General features: G+C 68.6%; 21 protein-coding genes. 11 read left to right on the top strand and 10 right to left on the bottom strand.

Annotated elements, in window-relative coordinates:
• The first annotated feature begins 20 nt into the window (after positions 1–20).
• From wrbA to QZ853_RS19660, 3 genes are all read left to right on the top strand, one after another.
• Positions 21–614: an NAD(P)H:quinone oxidoreductase gene (gene wrbA, locus QZ853_RS19670; protein ID WP_295578732.1), complete on the top strand. Its 594-nt coding sequence runs from the start codon at positions 21–23 to the stop codon at positions 612–614.
• A complete protein-coding gene (locus tag QZ853_RS19665) occupies positions 611–946 on the top strand; it encodes a DUF2069 domain-containing protein (protein WP_295578719.1) in 336 nt (111 codons plus the stop codon). The genes wrbA and QZ853_RS19665 overlap by 4 nt, the downstream gene beginning before the upstream one ends.
• Before the next feature lie 79 nt (positions 947–1,025).
• Positions 1,026–1,511 (top strand): asparaginase domain-containing protein, encoded by a 486-nt coding sequence (locus tag QZ853_RS19660; RefSeq protein ID WP_049463528.1) that lies wholly within the window; start codon positions 1,026–1,028, stop codon positions 1,509–1,511.
• An 88-nt stretch (positions 1,512–1,599) separates the two neighbouring features.
• Here the strand turns inward: QZ853_RS19660 and QZ853_RS19655 are convergent, their stop codons facing one another.
• The 3 genes from QZ853_RS19655 to sufT form a co-directional block, all read right to left on the bottom strand.
• A complete protein-coding gene (locus QZ853_RS19655) occupies positions 1,600–3,342 on the bottom strand; it encodes a S8 family peptidase (RefSeq protein ID WP_295578714.1) in 1,743 nt (580 codons plus the stop codon).
• Positions 3,343–3,793: 451 nt separating this feature from the next.
• On the bottom strand, positions 3,794–4,888 hold the full coding sequence (locus QZ853_RS19650) for a branched-chain amino acid aminotransferase (protein ID WP_295578709.1): 1,095 nt from the start codon (positions 4,886–4,888) through the stop codon (positions 3,794–3,796).
• Positions 4,889–4,947: 59 nt separating this feature from the next.
• Complete coding sequence (gene sufT / locus QZ853_RS19645) at positions 4,948–5,499, bottom strand: putative Fe-S cluster assembly protein SufT (RefSeq protein WP_004144911.1); 552 nt, start codon at positions 5,497–5,499, stop codon at positions 4,948–4,950.
• Positions 5,500–5,621: 122 nt separating this feature from the next.
• On the opposite strand from sufT, the gene QZ853_RS19640 reads away from it, so the two are divergent.
• Positions 5,622–6,041: a hypothetical protein gene (locus QZ853_RS19640; protein ID WP_295578703.1), complete on the top strand. Its 420-nt coding sequence runs from the start codon at positions 5,622–5,624 to the stop codon at positions 6,039–6,041.
• Positions 6,042–6,140: 99 nt separating this feature from the next.
• Here QZ853_RS19640 and QZ853_RS19635 read toward each other — a convergent pair whose 3' ends face one another.
• Together QZ853_RS19635 and QZ853_RS19630 are read right to left on the bottom strand one after the other, a co-directional pair.
• The gene (locus QZ853_RS19635; RefSeq protein WP_295578696.1) at positions 6,141–7,601 is read right to left on the bottom strand and encodes an NAD(P)(+) transhydrogenase (Re/Si-specific) subunit beta; all 1,461 of its coding nucleotides are present in this window, start codon (positions 7,599–7,601) and stop codon (positions 6,141–6,143) included.
• Positions 7,598–7,918 carry an NAD(P) transhydrogenase subunit alpha gene (locus QZ853_RS19630; RefSeq protein WP_295578693.1) on the bottom strand — a complete coding sequence of 107 codons (321 nt, stop codon included), beginning with the start codon at positions 7,916–7,918 and terminating at the stop codon, positions 7,598–7,600. The genes QZ853_RS19635 and QZ853_RS19630 overlap by 4 nt, the downstream gene beginning before the upstream one ends.
• A gap of 98 nt (positions 7,919–8,016) precedes the next feature.
• Here QZ853_RS19630 and QZ853_RS19625 point away from each other — a divergent pair, with 98 nt between their 5' ends.
• The 3 genes from QZ853_RS19625 to QZ853_RS19615 are packed head-to-tail and all read left to right on the top strand — an operon-like array spanning position 8,017 to position 9,389.
• Positions 8,017–8,601: an RNA polymerase sigma factor gene (locus QZ853_RS19625; protein ID WP_295578691.1), complete on the top strand. Its 585-nt coding sequence runs from the start codon at positions 8,017–8,019 to the stop codon at positions 8,599–8,601.
• Positions 8,598–8,924 (top strand): hypothetical protein, encoded by a 327-nt coding sequence (locus QZ853_RS19620; RefSeq protein ID WP_295578689.1) that lies wholly within the window; start codon positions 8,598–8,600, stop codon positions 8,922–8,924. The genes QZ853_RS19625 and QZ853_RS19620 overlap by 4 nt, the downstream gene beginning before the upstream one ends.
• Positions 8,925–8,927: 3 nt before the next feature.
• Positions 8,928–9,389 carry a DUF3106 domain-containing protein gene (locus QZ853_RS19615; RefSeq protein ID WP_295578687.1) on the top strand — a complete coding sequence of 154 codons (462 nt, stop codon included), beginning with the start codon at positions 8,928–8,930 and terminating at the stop codon, positions 9,387–9,389.
• Between the two features lie 61 nt (positions 9,390–9,450).
• Here QZ853_RS19615 and QZ853_RS19610 read toward each other — a convergent pair whose 3' ends face one another.
• Positions 9,451–10,530: an NAD(P) transhydrogenase subunit alpha gene (locus QZ853_RS19610; protein WP_295578686.1), complete on the bottom strand. Its 1,080-nt coding sequence runs from the start codon at positions 10,528–10,530 to the stop codon at positions 9,451–9,453.
• Positions 10,531–10,581: 51 nt separating this feature from the next.
• Positions 10,582–12,903, bottom strand: coding sequence for a DUF1631 domain-containing protein (locus tag QZ853_RS19605; protein WP_295578685.1), 2,322 nt, complete (start codon positions 12,901–12,903; stop codon positions 10,582–10,584).
• A gap of 331 nt (positions 12,904–13,234) precedes the next feature.
• On the opposite strand from QZ853_RS19605, the gene QZ853_RS19600 reads away from it, so the two are divergent.
• From QZ853_RS19600 to QZ853_RS19585, 4 genes are read left to right on the top strand one after another with little or no spacing between them, the layout of a single operon-like run.
• On the top strand, positions 13,235–13,816 hold the full coding sequence (locus tag QZ853_RS19600) for a nitroreductase (protein WP_295578683.1): 582 nt from the start codon (positions 13,235–13,237) through the stop codon (positions 13,814–13,816).
• Entirely contained in the window at positions 13,813–14,760 is a 948-nt protein-coding gene (locus tag QZ853_RS19595) for a 5'-3' exonuclease H3TH domain-containing protein (RefSeq protein WP_295578681.1), read from the top strand. Before QZ853_RS19600 ends, QZ853_RS19595 begins: the two co-directional genes overlap by 4 nt.
• A complete protein-coding gene (locus QZ853_RS19590; RefSeq protein ID WP_024957736.1) occupies positions 14,757–15,311 on the top strand; it encodes an NUDIX hydrolase in 555 nt (184 codons plus the stop codon). Before QZ853_RS19595 ends, QZ853_RS19590 begins: the two co-directional genes overlap by 4 nt.
• A complete protein-coding gene (locus tag QZ853_RS19585; protein ID WP_295578678.1) occupies positions 15,304–16,101 on the top strand; it encodes an N-formylglutamate amidohydrolase in 798 nt (265 codons plus the stop codon). Before QZ853_RS19590 ends, QZ853_RS19585 begins: the two co-directional genes overlap by 8 nt.
• A gap of 96 nt (positions 16,102–16,197) precedes the next feature.
• Here the strand turns inward: QZ853_RS19585 and QZ853_RS19580 are convergent, their stop codons facing one another.
• From QZ853_RS19580 to QZ853_RS19570, 3 genes are read right to left on the bottom strand one after another with little or no spacing between them, the layout of a single operon-like run.
• A complete protein-coding gene (locus tag QZ853_RS19580) occupies positions 16,198–16,389 on the bottom strand; it encodes a hypothetical protein (protein ID WP_295578676.1) in 192 nt (63 codons plus the stop codon).
• A 47-nt stretch (positions 16,390–16,436) separates the two neighbouring features.
• Entirely contained in the window at positions 16,437–16,868 is a 432-nt protein-coding gene (locus QZ853_RS19575; RefSeq protein ID WP_295578675.1) for a hypothetical protein, read from the bottom strand.
• On the bottom strand, positions 16,865–18,277 hold the full coding sequence (locus QZ853_RS19570) for an MFS transporter (RefSeq protein WP_295578672.1): 1,413 nt from the start codon (positions 18,275–18,277) through the stop codon (positions 16,865–16,867). Before QZ853_RS19570 ends, QZ853_RS19575 begins: the two co-directional genes overlap by 4 nt.
• Positions 18,278–18,284: the final 7 nt, after the last annotated feature.

Raw genomic sequence — 18,284 nt, 5'->3', positions numbered from 1 at the left:
GACGAGGAGAAGCGGGCACGATGGGCGAGATTCTGGTGCTGTACTACAGCCGGGGCGGTTCGGTGGCACGGCTGGCGCGCCAGATCGCGCGGGGCATCGGCGAGGTACCGGGCATGAGCGCGCGCCTGCGCACGGTACCGCCGGTGGCCGCGGTGACCCACACCGCGCAGCCGCCGGTGCCAGACGATGGCGCCCCCTATGTGGGCGTGCAGGACCTGGTCGAGTGCCAGGGCCTGCTGCTCGGCAGCCCGACCCGCTTCGGCAACATGGCCGCGCCGGTGAAGCATTTCCTCGACGGGCTCGGCGCCGAATGGGTCAACGGCACCCTGTCGGGCAAGCCGGCCGCGGTGTTCACCTCGACCGCTTCGATGCATGGCGGCCAGGAATCGACCCTGCTGTCGATGCAGGTACCGCTGCTGCACCACGGCTGCGTGATCGTCGGCATCCCGTTCACCGAGCCAGCGCTGAGCCACACCACCAGTGGCGGCACGCCCTATGGCGCCAGCCACGTCGCTGGTGCCGCCGACGATCCGCAGCCGACCGACGACGAGGCCGTACTGGCCCGTGCGCTGGGCCGCCGGGTGGCCGACATCGCGCAGCGGTTGGCCCGATGAACCGGCCGCCGCGCACGGCCCTGCTGCTGGCCCTGATGGGGCTGGCTGCGCTGTTCGCAGGCTGGTTCATCAATGACAAGCACTGGCTGGCGACCCAGCTGGTGTTCACCGCGCCGCCGCTGGCACTGGCCTTTGCGCTGCGCCTGGGCTGGCGCAAGGCCGGCTTCTGGGCCTCGGTGCTGGCGCTGGGCTGGTTCAGCCACGGCGTGATGAGCGCTTGGAGCCACCCGGAAACACGCTGGCTGGCGTTGATCGAGATCGCCCTGGCGCTGCTGGTGATCTTCAGTGCCAGCCTGCCCGGGCTGCGTGCCCGCTTCGGCAAGCGACGCTGACGCTGCGCCCGCAGGGCCTTATCATCTGCGTTCCTGGCCCCGCGCCGCTGTACCTGTCCTGGTTTCGCGCATGCACATGATGGAAGAGCTCCTGGTCGTCACCACCGGTGGCACGATCGACAAGATCTACTTCGACGACAAGTCGGACTATCAGATCGGCGATCCGCAGATCGGCATGATCCTGCGCGAGCTGGGCGTGACGTTCCGCTTCAACGTGATTCCGATCCTGCGCAAGGATTCGCTGCACATCAACGATGAAGACCGCGAACTGATCCGCGCCACCATTGCCGCGCAGCCGACCCGCCACGTGCTGGTGACCCACGGCACCGATTCGATGGTGCAGACCGGAAAGGTACTGGCCACGATTGCCGACAAAACCATTGTGATGACCGGCGCGCTGAGCCCGGCGCGTTTCCGTGGTTCGGATGCGGAGTTCAACATCGGCTGCGCGATTGGTGCGGTGCAGTCGCTGCCGAGCGGCGTGTACATCGCGATGAACGGCCGCATCTTCGATCCGCAGCACGTGCGCAAGAACGTGGCCGCGAACCGCTTCGAGTCGGTCTGAGGAACGGCGTGCCGACCAAGGTCGGCACCCACCAAAGCAAAAACGCCCCGGCCGAAGCCGGGGCGTGCCCATGGAGAGGGACTTGGGCTCAGTACTGCGCGTTCAGGGTCAGGCCCGAGAAGGTGCTGTACGCCTTCACCCGCACGTACCAGGTGCCGGCGGCCGGGCTGTTGATGGTGCAGGTCTCGCTGTTGCCGCTCAGGTACGGACGGCAGGTGTAGCTGGTGTCGGTCGGGGCACTGCCCTGGCGCACGTACAGGTCGGCATCACCGCTGCCGCCACTGATCGCCACGCGCAGCTGGGTGCTGCCGGCCGGAACCGCGACGGTGTAGTTCAGCTCGGCACCGGTGGCGGCGCCGAGGCCGGTCACCGGCACGTTGTTCTGCAGCACGTTGCCACCCGGGTTCGGGTTGCCGCCGCCATTGATCGCGGCAGCCACCGCAGCGTTGGCGTCGATGATGCCGGCGCCGCAACCACCCGAGCAGGCGCCCGGCAGCGGACGTGCCGTGCTCTTGATGATGCTTTCGACCTGCGCCGGGCTCAGCGGGCTCGGAGCGACCGACTGCATCAGCGCGATCACGCCGGCCACGTGCGGCGCCGCCATCGAGGTGCCGTTGTAGGATGCGTAGGTTGCGCTGGCCGGCACGGTGGTGCCGGTGTTGAGGGTGGACAGGATGCTCTGGCCCGGTGCCGAGATGTCGATGCCAGTGCCGTAGTTGGAGAAGCTGGCACGGGCACCGGCCGAGGTGGTCGCGGCCACCGCGATCACGTTCGGGCAGTTGGCCGGCACCGAGCTCGACACGTTGGCGTTGCTGTTGCCGGCAGCGACCACCACGGTGGTGCCACGGCCGACCGCGCCGTTGATCGCGTTCTGGTAGGTGGTCGAGCAGCTGCCGCCGCCGCCGAGCGAGAGGTTGATGACCTCGGCCGGATTGGCATTGGCCGGCACGCCGCTGACGGTGCCACCGGAGGCCCACACGATGGCGTCGGCGATGTCGGAGGTGTAGCCGCCGCACTTGCCGAGCACGCGCACCGGCACGACCTTGGCGTTGAACGCGGTGCCGGCGACGCCGCTGGCGTTGTTGGTCACCGCCGCCACGGTGCCGGCGACATGGGTGCCATGCCAACTGGAGTTGGAGGCCGGAATGCCCGAGCCACACTCGTTGGCGCCGTACCAGTCACCTTCATCGTTCGGGTTGTTGTCGCGGCCGCCTCCATCGCGCGCCATCGCGGCGTCGCTGATGAAGTCGTAGCCCGGCAGGATGTTGGCGTTCAGGTCGGGATGGTTGGTGATGCCGGTGTCGATCACCGCCACTACCACGCCGGTGCCCGTGGACTTGTCCCAGGCCGGCTGGATGTTGATGCCCGCGCTGGAGGTACCGAAGGCCCACTGCTCGCTGAAGCGGGTGTCGTTCGGGGTCAGCGTGGCGCGCATGATCTGGTCGACTTCGACGTATTCCACGTTCGGGTCAGCGGCCAGCTTGCGCATCAGCAATTCGGATTCGGCCTGGTCGAGCGGACGGTCGGTCTTGACCAGGGTCGGGCCGACGGCCAGCTTGCGGACCTCCTGCAGGCCCAGCGCGCGGCCCTGGCTGCTGGCCAGGCCAGCGGCGGCCGTCTTCAGCGACGAGGCCAGCGCGGTGGTGTTGGCCACGGCGGCGCTGCCGTCGCGGTACTTCACGATGAAGCGCTGGTGTGTCGGCGCGGACTGCAGGCCACTGAGCTGGACATCACCGGCCAGCGCAGGCGTGGCCAGCAGCAGCGATGACAGAACGGACGCACCAAGGACCACCCACACTCGACGCACACGCGGTTGCGTTACCTGGGACATCAGTATTTCCCTTTCTTGTGGTGTGAATGCCGGAATCGGCAGAAGCACCGGCCCGAACCATGGGCTGGCTTGCGTTGGCGAAGCTCGGAGTCCGGTGAGTCAGCGGATCCCCCTAACGATCCGCCGTGCAGATGACGCTAATGGCCGAAGCCGGACACCACAAGATTTTCAGCGTCTTTTCAGCAAGATGAAATGTTGGTTCTGAGACTTTTTGGGTCGAGGGTTTGTGAAGGTGAAGGAACTTCTCACGCCCTGCACGCTCCTGACTGGGTCATCACCTGTCTCGGAATGACTTTGCCGACATCGGCGTCCGCTGGTCTGGAGCCAGATCGCTTTTCCTGCGGAAAAGCGATCTGGCTCCAGGCCCGAAACGCAGAAAGCCCGTCACGGGGACGGGCTTTCCGGAAAAGCAGCCGAGCGTTGGCTCGGGTCTACCGTTGACCGCGGGCGATCAGCCCAGCTTGACCAGCCAGTTGTGGCGGTCCGGCAGGCGGCCATACTGGATATCGGTCAGTTCCTTGCGCAGCGACATGGTCACTTCGCCGGCCGGGGCGTTGATGTCGCCGACCGAGAAACCCTCGCCCTTCAGCTGGCCGATCGGGGTGACCACCGCTGCGGTGCCGCAGGCGAACACTTCACTGATCGCGCCGGAGGCAACGCCGTCCTTCCACTCGTCGATGCTGACCTTGCGCTCCTCGACCTTCATGCCCCGGTCGCGCGCCAGCTGCAGGATGCTCTCGCGGGTGATGCCCTCGAGGATGCTGCCCGACAGTTCCGGGGTGACCAGGGTGCCGTCCTTGTAAACCAGGAACACATTCATGCCGCCCAGCTCTTCCAGGTACTTGCCTTCGACCGGGTCGAGGAACAGCACCTGCGAGCAGCCCTGCGCCTGCGCCTTCTGCTGCGGCAGCAGCGAAGCGGCGTAGTTGCCGCCGCACTTGGCCGCACCGGTGCCGCCCTTGGCCGCACGTGCGTACTCGGTGGACAGCCAGATCGACACCGGGGCAACGCCCTTGGCGAAGTACGGGCCGGCCGGGCTGGCGATGACGTAGTACCCGGCCTTGTGCGCGCCGCGCACGCCGAGGAAGGCTTCGTCGCCGATCATGAACGGACGGAAGTACAGGCTCGACTCATCGGCCGACGGCACCCAGTCGCTGTCCACGGCAATCAGCTGCTTCAGCGATTCGACGAAGATCTCCACCGGCAGTTCCGGCAGTGCCAGGCGCTGTGCAGAACGCTGCAGGCGACGGCTGTTGGCATCCGGGCGGAAGGTCCAGATCGAACCGTCGGCGTGGCGGTAGGCCTTGATGCCTTCGAAGATTTCCTGGCCGTAGTGCAGCACGGCCGCAGCCGGGTCCAGCTGCAGCGGGCCGTAGGCACGCACGTTGGCGTTGTGCCAGCCGGCGTCCTTGTCCCAGCGCACTTCCACCATGTGATCGGTGAAGTGCAGGCCGAAGCCGGGCTTCTCCAGGATCTGGGCGCGCTCTTCAGCGCTGCGCGGGTGGTCCGAAGGGGTGACGGCGAAGCTGGGAATGGACTGGGACACCGGAGGATTCCTGTTCTGGTTGCGGGTAGTGCCGGGCCCGCGTCACTGCGGGCCCTGGGTCAAAGCATGCCGGTCTCGAGCCGGGCCGCCTCGGACATCATGTGCTGGTTCCACGGCGGGTCGAACACCAGTTCGACGTCGGCCTCGGCTACCGTCGGGATCATTTCTAGCTTGCTGCGCACGTCGTCGACCAGGATGTCGCCCATGCCACAGGCCGGCGCGGTCAGGGTCATCTTCACGTCGATCTCGCGCTGGCCCTCGTCCAGGTGCTTGATCTCGACCTCGTAGACCAGGCCCAGTTCGACGATGTTCACCGGAATTTCCGGGTCAAAGCAGGTCCGGAGCTGCTGCCATACCAGCTGTTCCACCTGTTCATCGGTGGCATCGGCGGGCAGTTCCAGCGGCGCCGGGGCCTCCTTGCCGATGGCGTCGCCGTCCTTGCCGGCGATGCGGAACAGGTTGCCTTCGACGAACACCGAATAGCTGCCGCCCAGCGCCTGGGTGATGTACCCATAGCTGCCGGCGGGCAGGGTCACGGTGTCGCCCTGCGGGACCATCACGGCCTCGCAATCGCGTTCGAAGTGGACAGGTTCGCTGCTACGGGAATACATGGGGACCGATATGGGGCCGTGGCCGCAGCCACGCAAGACGGCATTCTAGCCCAGCGGCCCTGCCGCCGCCGGTGCAGCGCGGCAATCCACAGTATCCTGTGGGTGATCTTCAGGGAGCTTCGATGTCCTCCAATGCCGCGCGTGCCAGGACCGTGACCTGGCTCTGGCCCATCATGTTGTTGCTGGGCCTGGTTGTTGCTCCCCTTGCCTGGATGGTGCTGGCCCTGATGACCGGCCGGCAGGTCGGCTGGATGGCGGTACTGACCGCCCTGGAACTGGTGTTCATGCTGCGCATGGGTACGCTCGGCCCGGGCCCCCTGCGCATCGCGCTGGTGGTGTTCGGCACCCTGCTGGTGGCCGCTGTGGCCAACTGGGCCATCGCCAGCGCCTGGATGGGCGGCTCAATCGGCCTGGACCTGTGGGACGCCAGCCTGCGCATGGGCCCGCACCTGGCCTGGACCCTGGTCACCCTGGCCAATGGCGCGGTGGAATGGCTGTGGCTGGCGCTGGCCGTAGCCGTGGGCGCGTGGCTGGCGCGCTGATCACGTAGATCCATGCTCTGCGTGGATGGGGGGCGTGCCGGCCGCTGGCCGGCAGACGCGTGCGGACCAAGGTCCGCACCCGCTGGATGAAGCCAGGCCTCAATGCCCGCCGTCGAGCGCCTTCAACTCGCTCACCAGCGAGGCCGCCGCTTCGGCGCCATCGCCGTACAGCATGCGCGTGTTGTCGGCGTAGAACAGCGCATTCTCGATGCCGGCAAAGCCGGTGCCCTTGCCACGCTTGATCACCACCACGTTGCGCGCGTTGACCACGTCCAGCACCGGCATGCCGTAGATCGGGCTGGCCGGATCGGTGCGTGCGACCGGATTGACCACGTCGTTGGCGCCGATCACCAGCACCACGTCGGTGTTGGCGAACTCCGGGTTGATATCATCCATGTCCGCGATCAGGTCGTAGGGCACGCCCGCTTCGGCCAGCAGCACATTCATGTGCCCGGGCATGCGCCCCGCCACCGGGTGGATCGCGAACTTCACCTTGACCCCGCGCTGACCCAGCCGCTGCGCCAGTTCCCAGATCTTGTGCTGCGCCTGCGCCACCGCCATGCCGTAGCCGGGCACGATGACCACCCGCTCGGCAAACGCCATCATCGCGGCCACGTCGGCTGCGTCGATCGGCTTCTGCGAGCCGGTGATTGCCTGCGCTTCGCCACCTGCGCCACCACCGAAGTTGGAGAACAGCACGTTGCGGATCGGCCGGTTCATCGCCTTGGCCATCAGCCGCGTCAGCAGGATGCCGGCCGCGCCGACCATCATGCCGGCGATGATCAGCGCCTCGTTGCCCAGCACATAGCCTTCGAAGGACACCGCCAGGCCGGTGAACGCGTTGTACAGCGAGATCACCACCGGCATGTCGGCGCCGCCAATGGGCAGCGTCATCAGCACGCCCAGGGCCAGCGCCAGCACGAAGAAGGCGACGATCGCCCAGGTGCTGAGCGTGCTGGCCGCGATGATCGCCAGCACCACCACCGCCAGCGCCACCAGCAGGTTCATCACCTGCTGGCCGGTCCAGGTCACGCGTTTGTCGAGGCGACCGTCGAGCTTGGCCCAGGCGATCACCGAGCCGGACAACGACACCGCACCGATGGCCGCGCCGACCACCGCCAGCAGCAACACCGTGCCCGAAGGCTGGCGCGCAGCCAGGTCGGCCAGTGCCTGCTCGCTCCAGTGCGTGGTGTCGCGGTGGGCCAGGAAGGCATAGCGCAGCAGTTCCACCGCACCGATCGCCGCCGCTGAGCCGCCGCCCATGCCGTTGTACAGCGCCACCATCTGCGGCATGTCGGTGATGGCGACCTTGCCGGCCGACCACCAGGCAAGGCCGGCGCCGAGCAGCAGCGCCACCAGGATCAGCGGCACGTTGTGCAGTTCGGGCAGGAAGAACGTCGCCACCGTGGCCAGCAGCATGCCCAGCCCTGCCCAGCGGATGCCGCTGCGCGCGGTCAGCGGCGAGGCCATGCGTTGCAGGCCCAGCAGGAACAGGGTGGCGGCGACCAGGTAGCTGGCCTTGACCAGCCAATCAAGCAGTTCAACGGTGCTGATGTTCAAGCCTGCGGCTCCTTCGGCTGGTCCTTGCCATCCTTGGGCGCGCTCGGCTTGAACATTTCCAGCATGCGCGCGGTGACTACATAGCCACCGGCGGCGTTGCCGGCGCCCAGCAGCACGGCGAGGAAGCCCAGCGCCTTCTCCAGAGGCGTCTGTGCGTGCCCCAGCACCACCATCGCGCCGATCAGCACGATGCCATGGATGAAGTTGGAGCCCGACATCAGCGGGGTATGCAGGATCACCGGCACCCGCGAAATGATCACGTGGCCTGCGATTGCCGCCAGCATGAAGATGTACAGCGCTACGAACCCGTCACTCACTGGCAACGCTCCCGCTCTGTCTTCGTCGGCCCATCATAACCACGGGCTGAACCCGGCGCGCACCCGGCGTCAACCGACGCTGCGCTCACGCGTTGTCGATGGTGACCCCGAGCGAGGAACCGTACCCTGTGCTGGTGAGCAGCCCCGTCCCCCCGAGCGCCGAAACCGATGCCCTGCCGGCGTCGCTGGAGGCGTTCCTGGCCAGCGTCGGCCCGCGCGCGTTCCGTTTCGCCGAGGCCGGTCTGCGCCAACGCGAAGACGCCATGGACGCGGTGCAGGACGCGCTGATGCGCATGCTGGACTACGCCGACAAGCCGGCCGCCGAATGGGCGCCGCTGTTCTGGAGCATCCTTCGCCGGCGCGTGATCGACCTGCAGCGCCGACGCCGCTTCCGCCTGCCGTTCTGGCGCGACAACCAGGATGCCGACGGCGGCGAGATCGACTGGACCGATCCTGGCCCGGACCCGGCGCGGGCGCATGAGCAGCGCCAGCAGTACCAGCACCTGGTGCAGGCACTGCGCACCCTGCCCGCACGGCAGCGCGAGGCCTTCACCCTGCGCGTGCTGCAGGACCTGGACGGGGCCACCACCGCCCGCGCCATGGGCTGCAGCGAAGGCGCGGTAAAAACCCATCTGGCACGCGCCCGGCAGGCGCTGCAGGACTACCTGGAGACTCACCCGTGAACCGCTCCCTGCCCTCCGATGACATGCTGCGCAGCCTGCACGCGCAGTCGCTGCAGGCGCTGTCGCCGGCCACACTGGCACGGCTGCGCCAGGCCCGCTACGGCGCCAGTGCGGCCCGGCATGGGCGCCTGCGCTGGTGGCTGGCCAGTGCCTGTTCGCTGGTGGTGGCACTAGGTATCGGCCTGCAGTTCAGCGGCCACAGCCCACTGCCGGGCCCTGCGCCGGCACCGGCGCTGGCCTCGGTGGAAGACAACAGCGCGCTGTACGACGAGAATCCCGACCTGTACCTGTGGCTGGGCGATACCGACCTGGCGATGGAGTGAACCATGCCCCGATTGAACCTACTGCCGCTGCTGCTGACCCTGTCGCTGCTGCCGGCCACTCCCGCACTGGCGCAGACCACTGTACCGGCTGCGGCCCCTCGACCTGCACCGGCCGCGCCACTGCCGGCGTGGGAACAGTTGAGTGACGCCCAGCGCGAATCGCTGCTGGCGCCGCTGCGCGACCGCTGGAACGGGGCCGATCCCGGCCAGCGCCAACGCATGCTGTCGCATGGCCAGCGCTGGCAATCGATGAGCCCGGAGGAACGCGACAAGGCCCGCCGCGGCCTGCGCCGCTTCGAGCACATGAGCCCGGAACAGCGCGAGCAGGCGCGTGCCCTGTTCGGGCAGATGCGCGACATGCCGCCAGCGCAGCGCGAAGCCTTGCGCGAGCGCTGGTCGCAGATGACGCCGGAACAGCGCAAGGACTGGGTACGCGACAACCCGCCGCCGGCGAAGCCGCGGTAAAACGCCGCGAGGAACGGGTCGGAGCCCTTTGCTGGCGCAAAGGGATCCGACCCCATGCCGTTCAGGGCCGCCAGCGGGTCCTCGCCAGCAGCTCGTCTTCCCAGTCGAATGCCAGATCACCCTCGCGGACGAACAGCGCGACGAAGTTCAGCAGGTTGCGCGCATACATCTCGCTGGCCTGGGTCGCGCCGCGACTGGCCAGGCCGAGCGGACCGTCGATGGTCACGCACTGGTGCTCGATGCACTGCCCTGGCTGGGTCAGCGCGCAATTGCCACCACTCTCGGCGGCCAGATCCACGATCACGCTGCCGGTGGCCATGCCTTCCACCATGGCGGCGGTGACGATGGTCGGCGCCGGGCGGCCCGGTACCGCAGCGGTGCAGATCACCACGTCCACGCTGCGCAGGTGGTCGGCCAGGCGGCGCTGCTGCTCGGCACGTTCGTCATCGGTCAACGCACGCGCGTAACCGCCCTCGCCCGCCGCGCTCACCCCCAGGTCGAGGAAGCGCGCGCCCAGTGACTGGATCTGCTCACGGGTTTCCGGGCGCACGTCGAAGCCTTCCACCTGCGCACCGAGACGACGCGCGGTGGCAATCGCCTGCAGCCCGGCCACGCCGGCACCGATCACCAGCACCTTGGCCGGACGCACGGTGCCGGCAGCCGTGGTCAGCATCGGGAAGAAACGCGGCGCGCGTTCGGCGGCGATCAGCGCCGCCTTGTAGCCGGCCATGCCGGCCTGCGAACTGAGCACGTCCATCGCCTGCGCACGCGTCGTGCGCGGCAGCTGCTGCAGCGGGAACAGATGCAGGCGATCGTTGGCAGACAGTTCCGCCAGCGCCGGATCACTGGCCGGGGTCAACAAGCCAACTACACTGGCCCCCGGCTTGAGCTGCTCCAGGACCGCCGCAGGCGGCGCCTGCACGCACAGCAGGATGTCGATTTCGCCCCAGCGGCCGGCATCGAACGCGCGGGCACCGGCATCGTCATAGGCGGCATCGGTGAAACCGGCGGTCAGTCCGGCGCCGGCTTCGTACCAGACGGTGATGCCCAGGGCGCCGAGCTTGCGCGCGGTCTCCGGCGTCAGCGCCACGCGCCGTTCGCCCGGCGCGGTCTCCTTGATCCCCAGCAACGCCACGGCCATGCAGGTCCCCGCTGATCGGTGAGTTTTTCCGATCCTAGCAGGCGGCCCCGCTCAATGCAGGGTCGCGCTGCCCGGGTCCAGCCGATCGATCACGCCCTGCATGGCGCTATCGAACGCACCGTCATCCACATGCGCACGCAGCCGTCCCAGCCGCACCATCACTGCCAGTTCCTCCGGCGAGGCCACGCAGAAGCGCACGCCGCGGCGGTTGACGAACAGCAGGCGCGATGAAATCGGGCTGACCCAGGACAGCTTGCCGGCCTGCACCTTGCCGTCCTTGTCGACGAAGTCCAGCCAGTTGCCGATCTCCATGCGGCGGAAGCGATCGGCGTCGGCGTTGTCGAAATCATCGGCATCGATCTGGCCACTCAACTCCACCGCCGGCGATTCGGCCACCGGCGGGATCGGCAGTGCCACCTGTGGCAGCTCCGGCAGCGCGCGCTGCAGTTCCGGCCGCGATTCGGCAATGCCCTGCAACGTGTCATGCAGCGCGTCGACCGCTCCGGTTGCCGCGTCACCGTGCACACCCACGCTGGCGAACACCTTGGCCAGCGCCGGCTGCCAGGCCTGCAGCCACGGCTTGCCGACGATCTGGCGGCGGGCCTCGGCCACTTCCTCCAGCAGGCCGTCGCCCAGGCTCAGAGCTTCGGCCACCGATGCCCCCTCCTCGCCCTCGCGCAGCAGCGCCAGGGTGAGGTGGTGCTGCCACGGCTGGCGCAGGAATTCGGCGATGGCCGGAGGCAGGGTAGCGTCGCCGATGCGGCGGTCCAGTTCGGCGCCGGCACGCGTGCGGGCCATTTCCAGCTTTTCCTGGCCGCGCTGCGTCTCGGCGGCGCGGCGCTCGGCGATTTCCACGCGGCGGCGATGCTGCACGAGGAATTCGCGGAATTCTTCTTCCAGGGTCAGGAAGATCGCCAGGTTCTCGTTGAACTCGGCCACCAGCCGCTCGACGATCTCCTCGACCTTGGCCATCAGCATGCGCTCGGCCTGGCTCTCGCCGGTGTTGCCTTCGCAGGCCTCGGCCAGCGAGTTGAGCAGCTTGCGCGCTGGGTGGGTCTTCTGCACGAACATGCGACGGTCGAGCATGGCAACCTTGACGAACGGCACCACCAGGCGGCCGATCAGCTCGCGCGAGCGGCCTTCCAGCTCGCGCTCGTCCAGCATCACGTCGAACAGCATGCCGACCAGGTCGATTGCATCCTCGTCCTGCGGGTCCAGCCGGGTCTGGCCCGGATCGACACCGAGGCGGGTGGCGCTGGACAGCACCTCGCTCTTCAACCGCTGCGCCAGCGATTCGCCGTCCTCGCCGATCGCCGCGCGCAGGGTCGCACTGGGCGTGGCCTGCAGCAGCGACAGAACCGACATCATCTCGCGCTGGCTCAGCGGGCGCTGCTGGCCGATCGCCACCTGCGCGGCCGAGGTTGCGTCCTCGCGCACATGGCGGGTCTGCTGCAGCAGTTCGTGCAGCGCTTCCAGCAACATGCCCTGCTGGCCTGCGTAACTTTCGCCGGCACCGGCGTCCTCGGCGCCCAGGTGCTGTTGCATGTGGCCACGGCGCTCGGACCAGCGCGCGGCGAAGCGCTGCGCCCAGGCCGGCGCGGCCTGTTCGTCATCGCCGAACTCACCGTCGAAGCCTGCGCCCGCGCGCTGCTCCACCAGATCGTCCAGGCCCGAGGCCATGCGCGGGTCGGGCGCGGTCGACATCGGACGCCGCGGCGCCCCCATCTGCGACATCACCCCGGCCGCTGCCAGTTGTTCGTCCAGCTTCTCGTAGATACGCCCCACCGGCGCGCGCAGGTCACGCTCGCACAGCTTGATCAGCACCAGATGCACTTCCGGGGCCAGTTCACAGCCGGCAAAGGCTTCGTGGATGGCCACGCCCAGGTGCTCGGGGCTGATCGGGTTGCGGTCGGCATCCAGTTCGGCGCCGCCGATCAGGCGGCCCAGGCGACGGTCCAGCCGTGCCAGCACCGGCTTGAAGTCACGCAGCAGCACGGTGGCGAAGTTACGCACCGCCAGCCGCGATTCCAGTACGTGCTCATCCAGCAGACTCAGGCCATCTTCAGCGGGGCCGGACAGCGTGGCTTCGGCCGACATCGGCTCGCCACTGGCCAGCGCCTCCCATGCCCGCTGCAGGTGGCCGGCGAAGGCGGCGGCGATGTCCTCGCGGCGCCGCCGCAGTTCGCGCATCGCATCCAGGAACAGCAACTGCGACGAGCCGGCATTGCCGGCGCGGTCGAACAGGGCATCGTCGAAGCGCGCCAGTGCCGCCCCGAAGGCCTGGCACAGCGCGGGCAGGACCATGTCCCGGGCCAGCTGGAGCTGGGCCGGGTCACGGCCCGGCGATCCCATCGGTGTGGGCGCGCTCATCATTCGGGAAGGCTCCCCACCTTCTCTGATACGACAGACAGCGTGAACATCGCGACGGCCGGTACACCCCATGTACCGGTACGTCGATGGTAGGCCGGCCAGCCCGTCACGGACAGTGAAACAGTCCTCACTTCAAACCTCATGACCGGGGGCCCGGCAAGATGGATATCGTAAGCCGTGCAAGGCCTGCGAGGCGAGGGGAAGCGGACGTCCGTTTCCCGTCAGTGGCATGACGTTCATCACAGTTTGATATTGAGAGGCCGGACGCGACACAAACGGCGTCCTTGACCACCCCGACTATAATCAACCCCCCGTGATGACCGGTTCAGACACCATGCCCGACCCTGCCGCCCTGCTCGCCCTGGATGCCCGCCGCTCCGTGCCTTCGCGGCAGCTGGCCGAGCCCGGCCCGGACCCGGCTACCTTGCAGCGGATGCTGGCCTCGGCGGTGCGCGTGCCCGACCACGGCAAGCGCGTGCCGTTCCGCTTCCTGAAGATCGCCGGCGATGCACGTCACATTCTGGGCGACTTCCTGGCCGAGCGCAGCCGCCAGCGCGACCCGCAGGCCGGTGAGGCCGTGTTCGAGAAGGATCGCCAGCGTTTCAGCCATGCGCCGCTGGTGATCGTAGTGGTCGCCAGCCCGCGCCCGGACCCCAAGGTACCCGAGCAGGAGCAGCTGATGACTGCCGGCTGCGTCTGCTTTGCCCTGTTGCAGGCCGCGCAGGCGCTGGGCTTCGGCGCGCAGTGGCTCACCGCCTGGATGGCCTTCGACCCCGCCGTGCAGGCCTACCTGGGCCTGGCCGAGGGTGAAGGCATCGCCGGCTTCATCCACATCGGCACGCCGAAGGCTGCCGTGCCCGAACGCGAACGCCCCGACCCGGCCGCCTTGCTGCGCGACTGGACGCCGCCGGCATGACCCTGCCGGCACCGGCACCGGCACCGGCGCCTTCGCTGTACCTGGTCGACGCCAGCATCTATGTGTTCCGCGCCTGGCACTCGCTGCCGGACCAGTTCCAGGACGCGCAGGGCTGGCCGACCAATGCCGTGCACGGCTTCGCCCGCTTCCTGCTGGACCTGCTTGAGCGCGAGCGCCCCCGCCACATCGCCATTGCCTTCGACGAAGCCCTCGATAACGGCTTCCGGCATCGCCTGTATCCGGCCTACAAGGCCAACCGCGATCCGGCGCCGGAAGCGCTCAAGCGCCAGTTCGTGCACTGCAAGGCGCTGTGTGCAGCGCTGGGCCTGGTGGTGCTGGCGCACGCCGAGTACGAGGCCGACGACCTGATCGGCAGCGCGCTGCATCGGCACCGTGGCAGCCATCGTGGCGTGATCATTTCCGCCGACAAGGACCTGTCGCAGCTGCTGCTCGACCACGACGAACAGTGGGACTACGCGCGCAACCAGCGCTGGAACGTGGCCGGCGTAAAGGCGCGTCACGGCGTGCACGCGCACCAGATCGCCGACTACCTGGCGCTGTGCGGCGATGCGGTGGACAACATTCCCGGTGTCAGTGGCGTCGGCAGCAAGTCCGCTGCGGTGCTGCTGGCCCATTTCGGCAGCATGGATGCGCTGTACGAGCGCTTGGATGAAGTGCCGTTCCTGCGCCTGCGCGGCGCCGCACAGATGGCGGTGCGCCTGCGCGAGCAGCGCGAGCACGCCCAGCTCTGGCGCCAGCTGACCACCATCGCGCTGGACGCGCCGCTGGAAGGCAGCCAGCCCGGCCTGCTGCGCCAGGCCGCCGACCCCGAGCTGCTCGGCGGCCTGTGCCACACCCTGCGCTTCGGCCCAATGACCCGTCGCCGGCTGTTCGATGTCGCCGGCGTGGCCGACCCTCTTCCCTCCCACAGCGAGCCCGCATGAGCCAGCGCAATACCGAAGCCCCGCGTGTCGTCTATGAAGGCAAGTACCAGCGCATGCTGGTGCGCGGCACCTGGGAATACAGCGAACGTACCCACGCCGGTGGCCTGGCCGCGATCATCATCGCCGTCACGCCGGAGGACAAGGTGCTGTTCGTCGAGCAGTTCCGCGTACCGCTGCAGGCCCCCACCATCGAGATGCCGGCCGGCCTGGTCGGCGACATCCACGCCGGCGAATCGATCGAAGTCTCGGCCGTTCGCGAGCTGGAAGAAGAGACCGGTTGGACCGCCGATCACGCCGAAGTGCTGATGATCGGCCCGACTTCTTCCGGCGCCAGCAGCGAGAAGATCGCCTTCGTGCGCGCGACCGGGCTGCGCCGGATCGGCGAAGGCGGCGGCGACGACAGCGAAGACATCACCGTGCACGAGATTCCGCGCGCGCAGGCCGCCGCGTGGCTGGTGCAGAAGATGGGCGAAGGCTACGAGCTGGACGCCAAGCTGTGGGCCGGCCTGTGGATGATCGAGCACCACCTGGACGGTCGCCCGCGTGGCTGACGCCGACCTGCACGCGCTGCCGGCGCTGCTGGGCGCCGACGACCCGGCGATCTATGCGATCCACCGGGCGCAGGGCACCTCGCCGTTCCTGCTGCTGGCCGACCACGCCGGCCAGCAGGTGCCGCGTGCCCTCGCAGGCCTGGGCCTGGCGCAGGCCGAACGGGACCGCCACATCGGCTGGGACATCGGCATCGCCGGCACCACCCGTGCACTGGCCGAACGGCTGGATGCGTGGGCGATCGAGCAGACCTATTCGCGCCTGCTGATCGACTGCAACCGCCCGCTGGCGTCGCCGACGCTGATTCCCGAAGTGAGCGACCACACCGTGATTCCCGGCAATGCCGGGCTGTCGGCGGCGCAGCGGCAGCAGCGCATCGATGCCATCCACGCGCCGTATCACTCGCGCATCGATGCGGAACTGGACGCGCGCCGTGCTGCCGGCCGCCCGACCCTGCTGGTGATGATGCACAGCTTCACTCCGGCGATGAACGGCGTGCAGCGGCCGTGGCACGCCGGCGTGCTGTACCACCAGGACACGCGTTTTGCCCATGCGCTGCTGCAGGCGCTGCGCGACGAAGGCGACCTGGCGGTGGGCGACAACGAACCGTATTCGGTGAGCAGTACCAGCGACTACGCGGTACCGGTGCACGGCGAAGGCCGAGGGCTGGTGCACGTGGAACTGGAGATCCGCCAGGACCTGATCGCCGATGCCGCCGGGCAGCAGGCGTGGGCGGAGCGGCTGGCGCGGATCTTCAGTGCATTGCAGCCGCAGTTGCTGGCGTTCGGTTGAACGTCATCCACCCGACCGAAGCCCGGTAGCGCCGGGCCACGCCCGGCGAGCCGCATCGCGGCGGCGCAACGGAATGCCGCCGGGCATGGCCCGGCGCTACCGCAGCGTAGGCGCCTCCATCCACGGGAACGGTTTGAAACCCTGAACCTGCAGCCTTGCGCCGACGGCGGTGAAGTCATCCTTGATCGCCTGCGCGCGGCGACGATCCAGCGCTTCACCCAGCACCAATGGCAACGCACGGCAGCGCGCCAACGCCTCGCCCAACGGAATCTCCAGCAGGCGCGCCACGCGCTGGGCTGCGGCTTTGATCTGCCCCTGCGGGCACGCTCTCAGCGTCAGATCGAAGGACGCGAAGATGCCTGTGCCCACACCCGCCTCGCGCGCAGCCGCCTGTGCTGCAGCTTCCGCCCCCCCAAGGCTACGTCGACGCCATCGACCTGCTGGAACGCATCGAATTCAGCGTAGTACGCCAGCGCCTGCGCATAGTCCTGCACGGATGACAGCGGGCGCTGCCGCTTCTGCACCTTGAGGACGTCGGCGAACGTGGCTGGTTCCAGATACGGAAACAGCCCCATCGCTGCCGAAGCGGCCGATCGCTCGCCGTCGTCATCCAGCGCTTCATTGCTGGACGAAGGTAGCCACAGCCGCGCATCCAGCAGGTTCTCATCGCTGGTCATCACCCAGCCGAAGATGTCCCACACCTCATCGTCATCGTTGCAGGCGGCGAAGGCATGCAGGGTCTGTTGCAGGTCCAGCAGTTCGATCATGCGTCAGTGCCCAGGCAAGCAGTCGCTGCCGAGTCTAGCGGCGCCGAGCGCAGGCCCAGCGCGATGACCACGCCGAACAGGGCGAACAACGCGGCGCCGTACTCGGCGCGCACCAGACCGGCCAGTGCAGTCGGCGAACCGGCGGCACCCGCATCGGCATTGGCCACCATGACCAGCACGGCCAGGCCCAGCGCACCGCCGATCTGCTGCGCGGTGGCCGCCATGCCCGACGCCACGCCCTGCTGTGCAGACGGCACGCCCTGCCCGGCCACGATCCACATCGAGGTCCAGGTCATGCCCTGGCCGATGCTCAGCACCACCACGCCGGGCAGCAGCGGCCAGAAGTTCGCGCCGTGCGGCAGCGTCGCGGCCACCCAGGCAATACCGATGGCACCGGCCAGCTGCCCGACCACCAGCACCTTGCGCGCGCTCCAGCGCTGCAGCGTCCACTCGGCCAGCTGGATGCCGACCGTGCACACCGCGGTGGCCGGCAGGAACGCCAGGCCGGCCTGCAACGGGCTCCAGCCGTAGCCGTCCTGGAAGTACAGCGCCATGAAGTAGTACTGCACTCCATAGCTGCTCATGAAGGCGAAGGTCAGGCCCAGCGCGGCGCGCAGTCCGGGCAGGCGCAGCAGTGCGAACTGCATCAGCGGATCGCGGCTGCGCTGCTCGATCTGCACGAACACCACCAGCAGCAGCACCGACAGCAGCAGGCAGCCCAGCGTGGCCGGTGCGGTCCAGCCCCATTCCGGGCCCTGCACCAGGGTGGTCACCAGCAGGCTGCCGCCGAGAGTGACGGTGATGCAGCCGGCCAGATCGAACGAGCGGCCCTGCGCACGCGGGCCATCGGCCGGCAACCACGCGCCCGCAGCGACCGCACAGGCGGTGGCCAGCGGCACGATCACGGCCAGCACCGCCGGCCAGCCGAACGCCTGGGTCAGCACGCCACCGAGCAGCGTGCCCAGCGCCAGGCCCACCGCGCTGGCCATGCTCCAGATCGCCAGCGCGCGGTTGCGCACCGGGCCTTCCGCGTACAGCGTGTTGATCAGTGCCAGCGTGGCCGGGAACAGCAGTGCCGCGCCGATGCCCTGTGCCGCGCGCGCGATGATCAGCAGCGTGGCATTCGGCGCCAGCGCACCGAGCAGCGACGCCAGTGCGAACAGCAGCATCCCCAGCCGATAGAAGCGGCGACGGCCGATCAGGTCGGCGGCACGGCCCCCCAGCAGCAGGCTGCCGCCGAAGGCGACGGTGTAGGCACTGACCACCCATTGCAGCTGCTGCGCATTGATCTGCAGCGCGCGCCCCATGTCATGCAGGGCGACGAAGATGATGGTGGCGTCCAGGGCGATGATCAGCTGGGCGGTGGCCAGCAGGGTCAGCGCCCATCGCGGGTACTTGAGGGGAGGCATCGGCGGT

Origin of the sequence: uncultured Stenotrophomonas sp. (genome assembly GCF_913778665.1) — a bacterium.
Lineage (GTDB): Bacteria > Pseudomonadota > Gammaproteobacteria > Xanthomonadales > Xanthomonadaceae > Stenotrophomonas.
The sequence above is the reverse complement of the archived record's forward strand: the minus strand, read 5'-3'. Positions and strand labels throughout refer to the sequence as shown.

Excerpts from the sequence above, each read along its gene's own strand:
- wrbA (WP_295578732.1), top strand. The coding sequence starts at position 21 with ATGGGCGAGATTCTGGTGCTGTACTACAGCCGGGGCGGTTCGGTGGCA.
- QZ853_RS19665 (WP_295578719.1), top strand. The coding sequence starts at position 611 with ATGAACCGGCCGCCGCGCACGGCCCTGCTGCTGGCCCTGATGGGGCTG.
- QZ853_RS19660 (WP_049463528.1), top strand. The coding sequence starts at position 1,026 with ATGGAAGAGCTCCTGGTCGTCACCACCGGTGGCACGATCGACAAGATC.
- QZ853_RS19655 (WP_295578714.1), bottom strand. The coding sequence starts at position 3,342 with ATGTCCCAGGTAACGCAACCGCGTGTGCGTCGAGTGTGGGTGGTCCTT.
- sufT (WP_004144911.1), bottom strand. The coding sequence starts at position 5,499 with ATGTATTCCCGTAGCAGCGAACCTGTCCACTTCGAACGCGATTGCGAG.
- QZ853_RS19640 (WP_295578703.1), top strand. The coding sequence starts at position 5,622 with ATGTCCTCCAATGCCGCGCGTGCCAGGACCGTGACCTGGCTCTGGCCC.
- QZ853_RS19625 (WP_295578691.1), top strand. The coding sequence starts at position 8,017 with ATGGTGACCCCGAGCGAGGAACCGTACCCTGTGCTGGTGAGCAGCCCC.
- QZ853_RS19615 (WP_295578687.1), top strand. The coding sequence starts at position 8,928 with ATGCCCCGATTGAACCTACTGCCGCTGCTGCTGACCCTGTCGCTGCTG.
- QZ853_RS19610 (WP_295578686.1), bottom strand. The coding sequence starts at position 10,530 with ATGGCCGTGGCGTTGCTGGGGATCAAGGAGACCGCGCCGGGCGAACGG.
- QZ853_RS19605 (WP_295578685.1), bottom strand. The coding sequence starts at position 12,903 with ATGATGAGCGCGCCCACACCGATGGGATCGCCGGGCCGTGACCCGGCC.
- QZ853_RS19600 (WP_295578683.1), top strand. The coding sequence starts at position 13,235 with ATGCCCGACCCTGCCGCCCTGCTCGCCCTGGATGCCCGCCGCTCCGTG.
- QZ853_RS19595 (WP_295578681.1), top strand. The coding sequence starts at position 13,813 with ATGACCCTGCCGGCACCGGCACCGGCACCGGCGCCTTCGCTGTACCTG.
- QZ853_RS19590 (WP_024957736.1), top strand. The coding sequence starts at position 14,757 with ATGAGCCAGCGCAATACCGAAGCCCCGCGTGTCGTCTATGAAGGCAAG.
- QZ853_RS19575 (WP_295578675.1), bottom strand. The coding sequence starts at position 16,868 with ATGATCGAACTGCTGGACCTGCAACAGACCCTGCATGCCTTCGCCGCC.
- QZ853_RS19570 (WP_295578672.1), bottom strand. The coding sequence starts at position 18,277 with ATGCCTCCCCTCAAGTACCCGCGATGGGCGCTGACCCTGCTGGCCACC.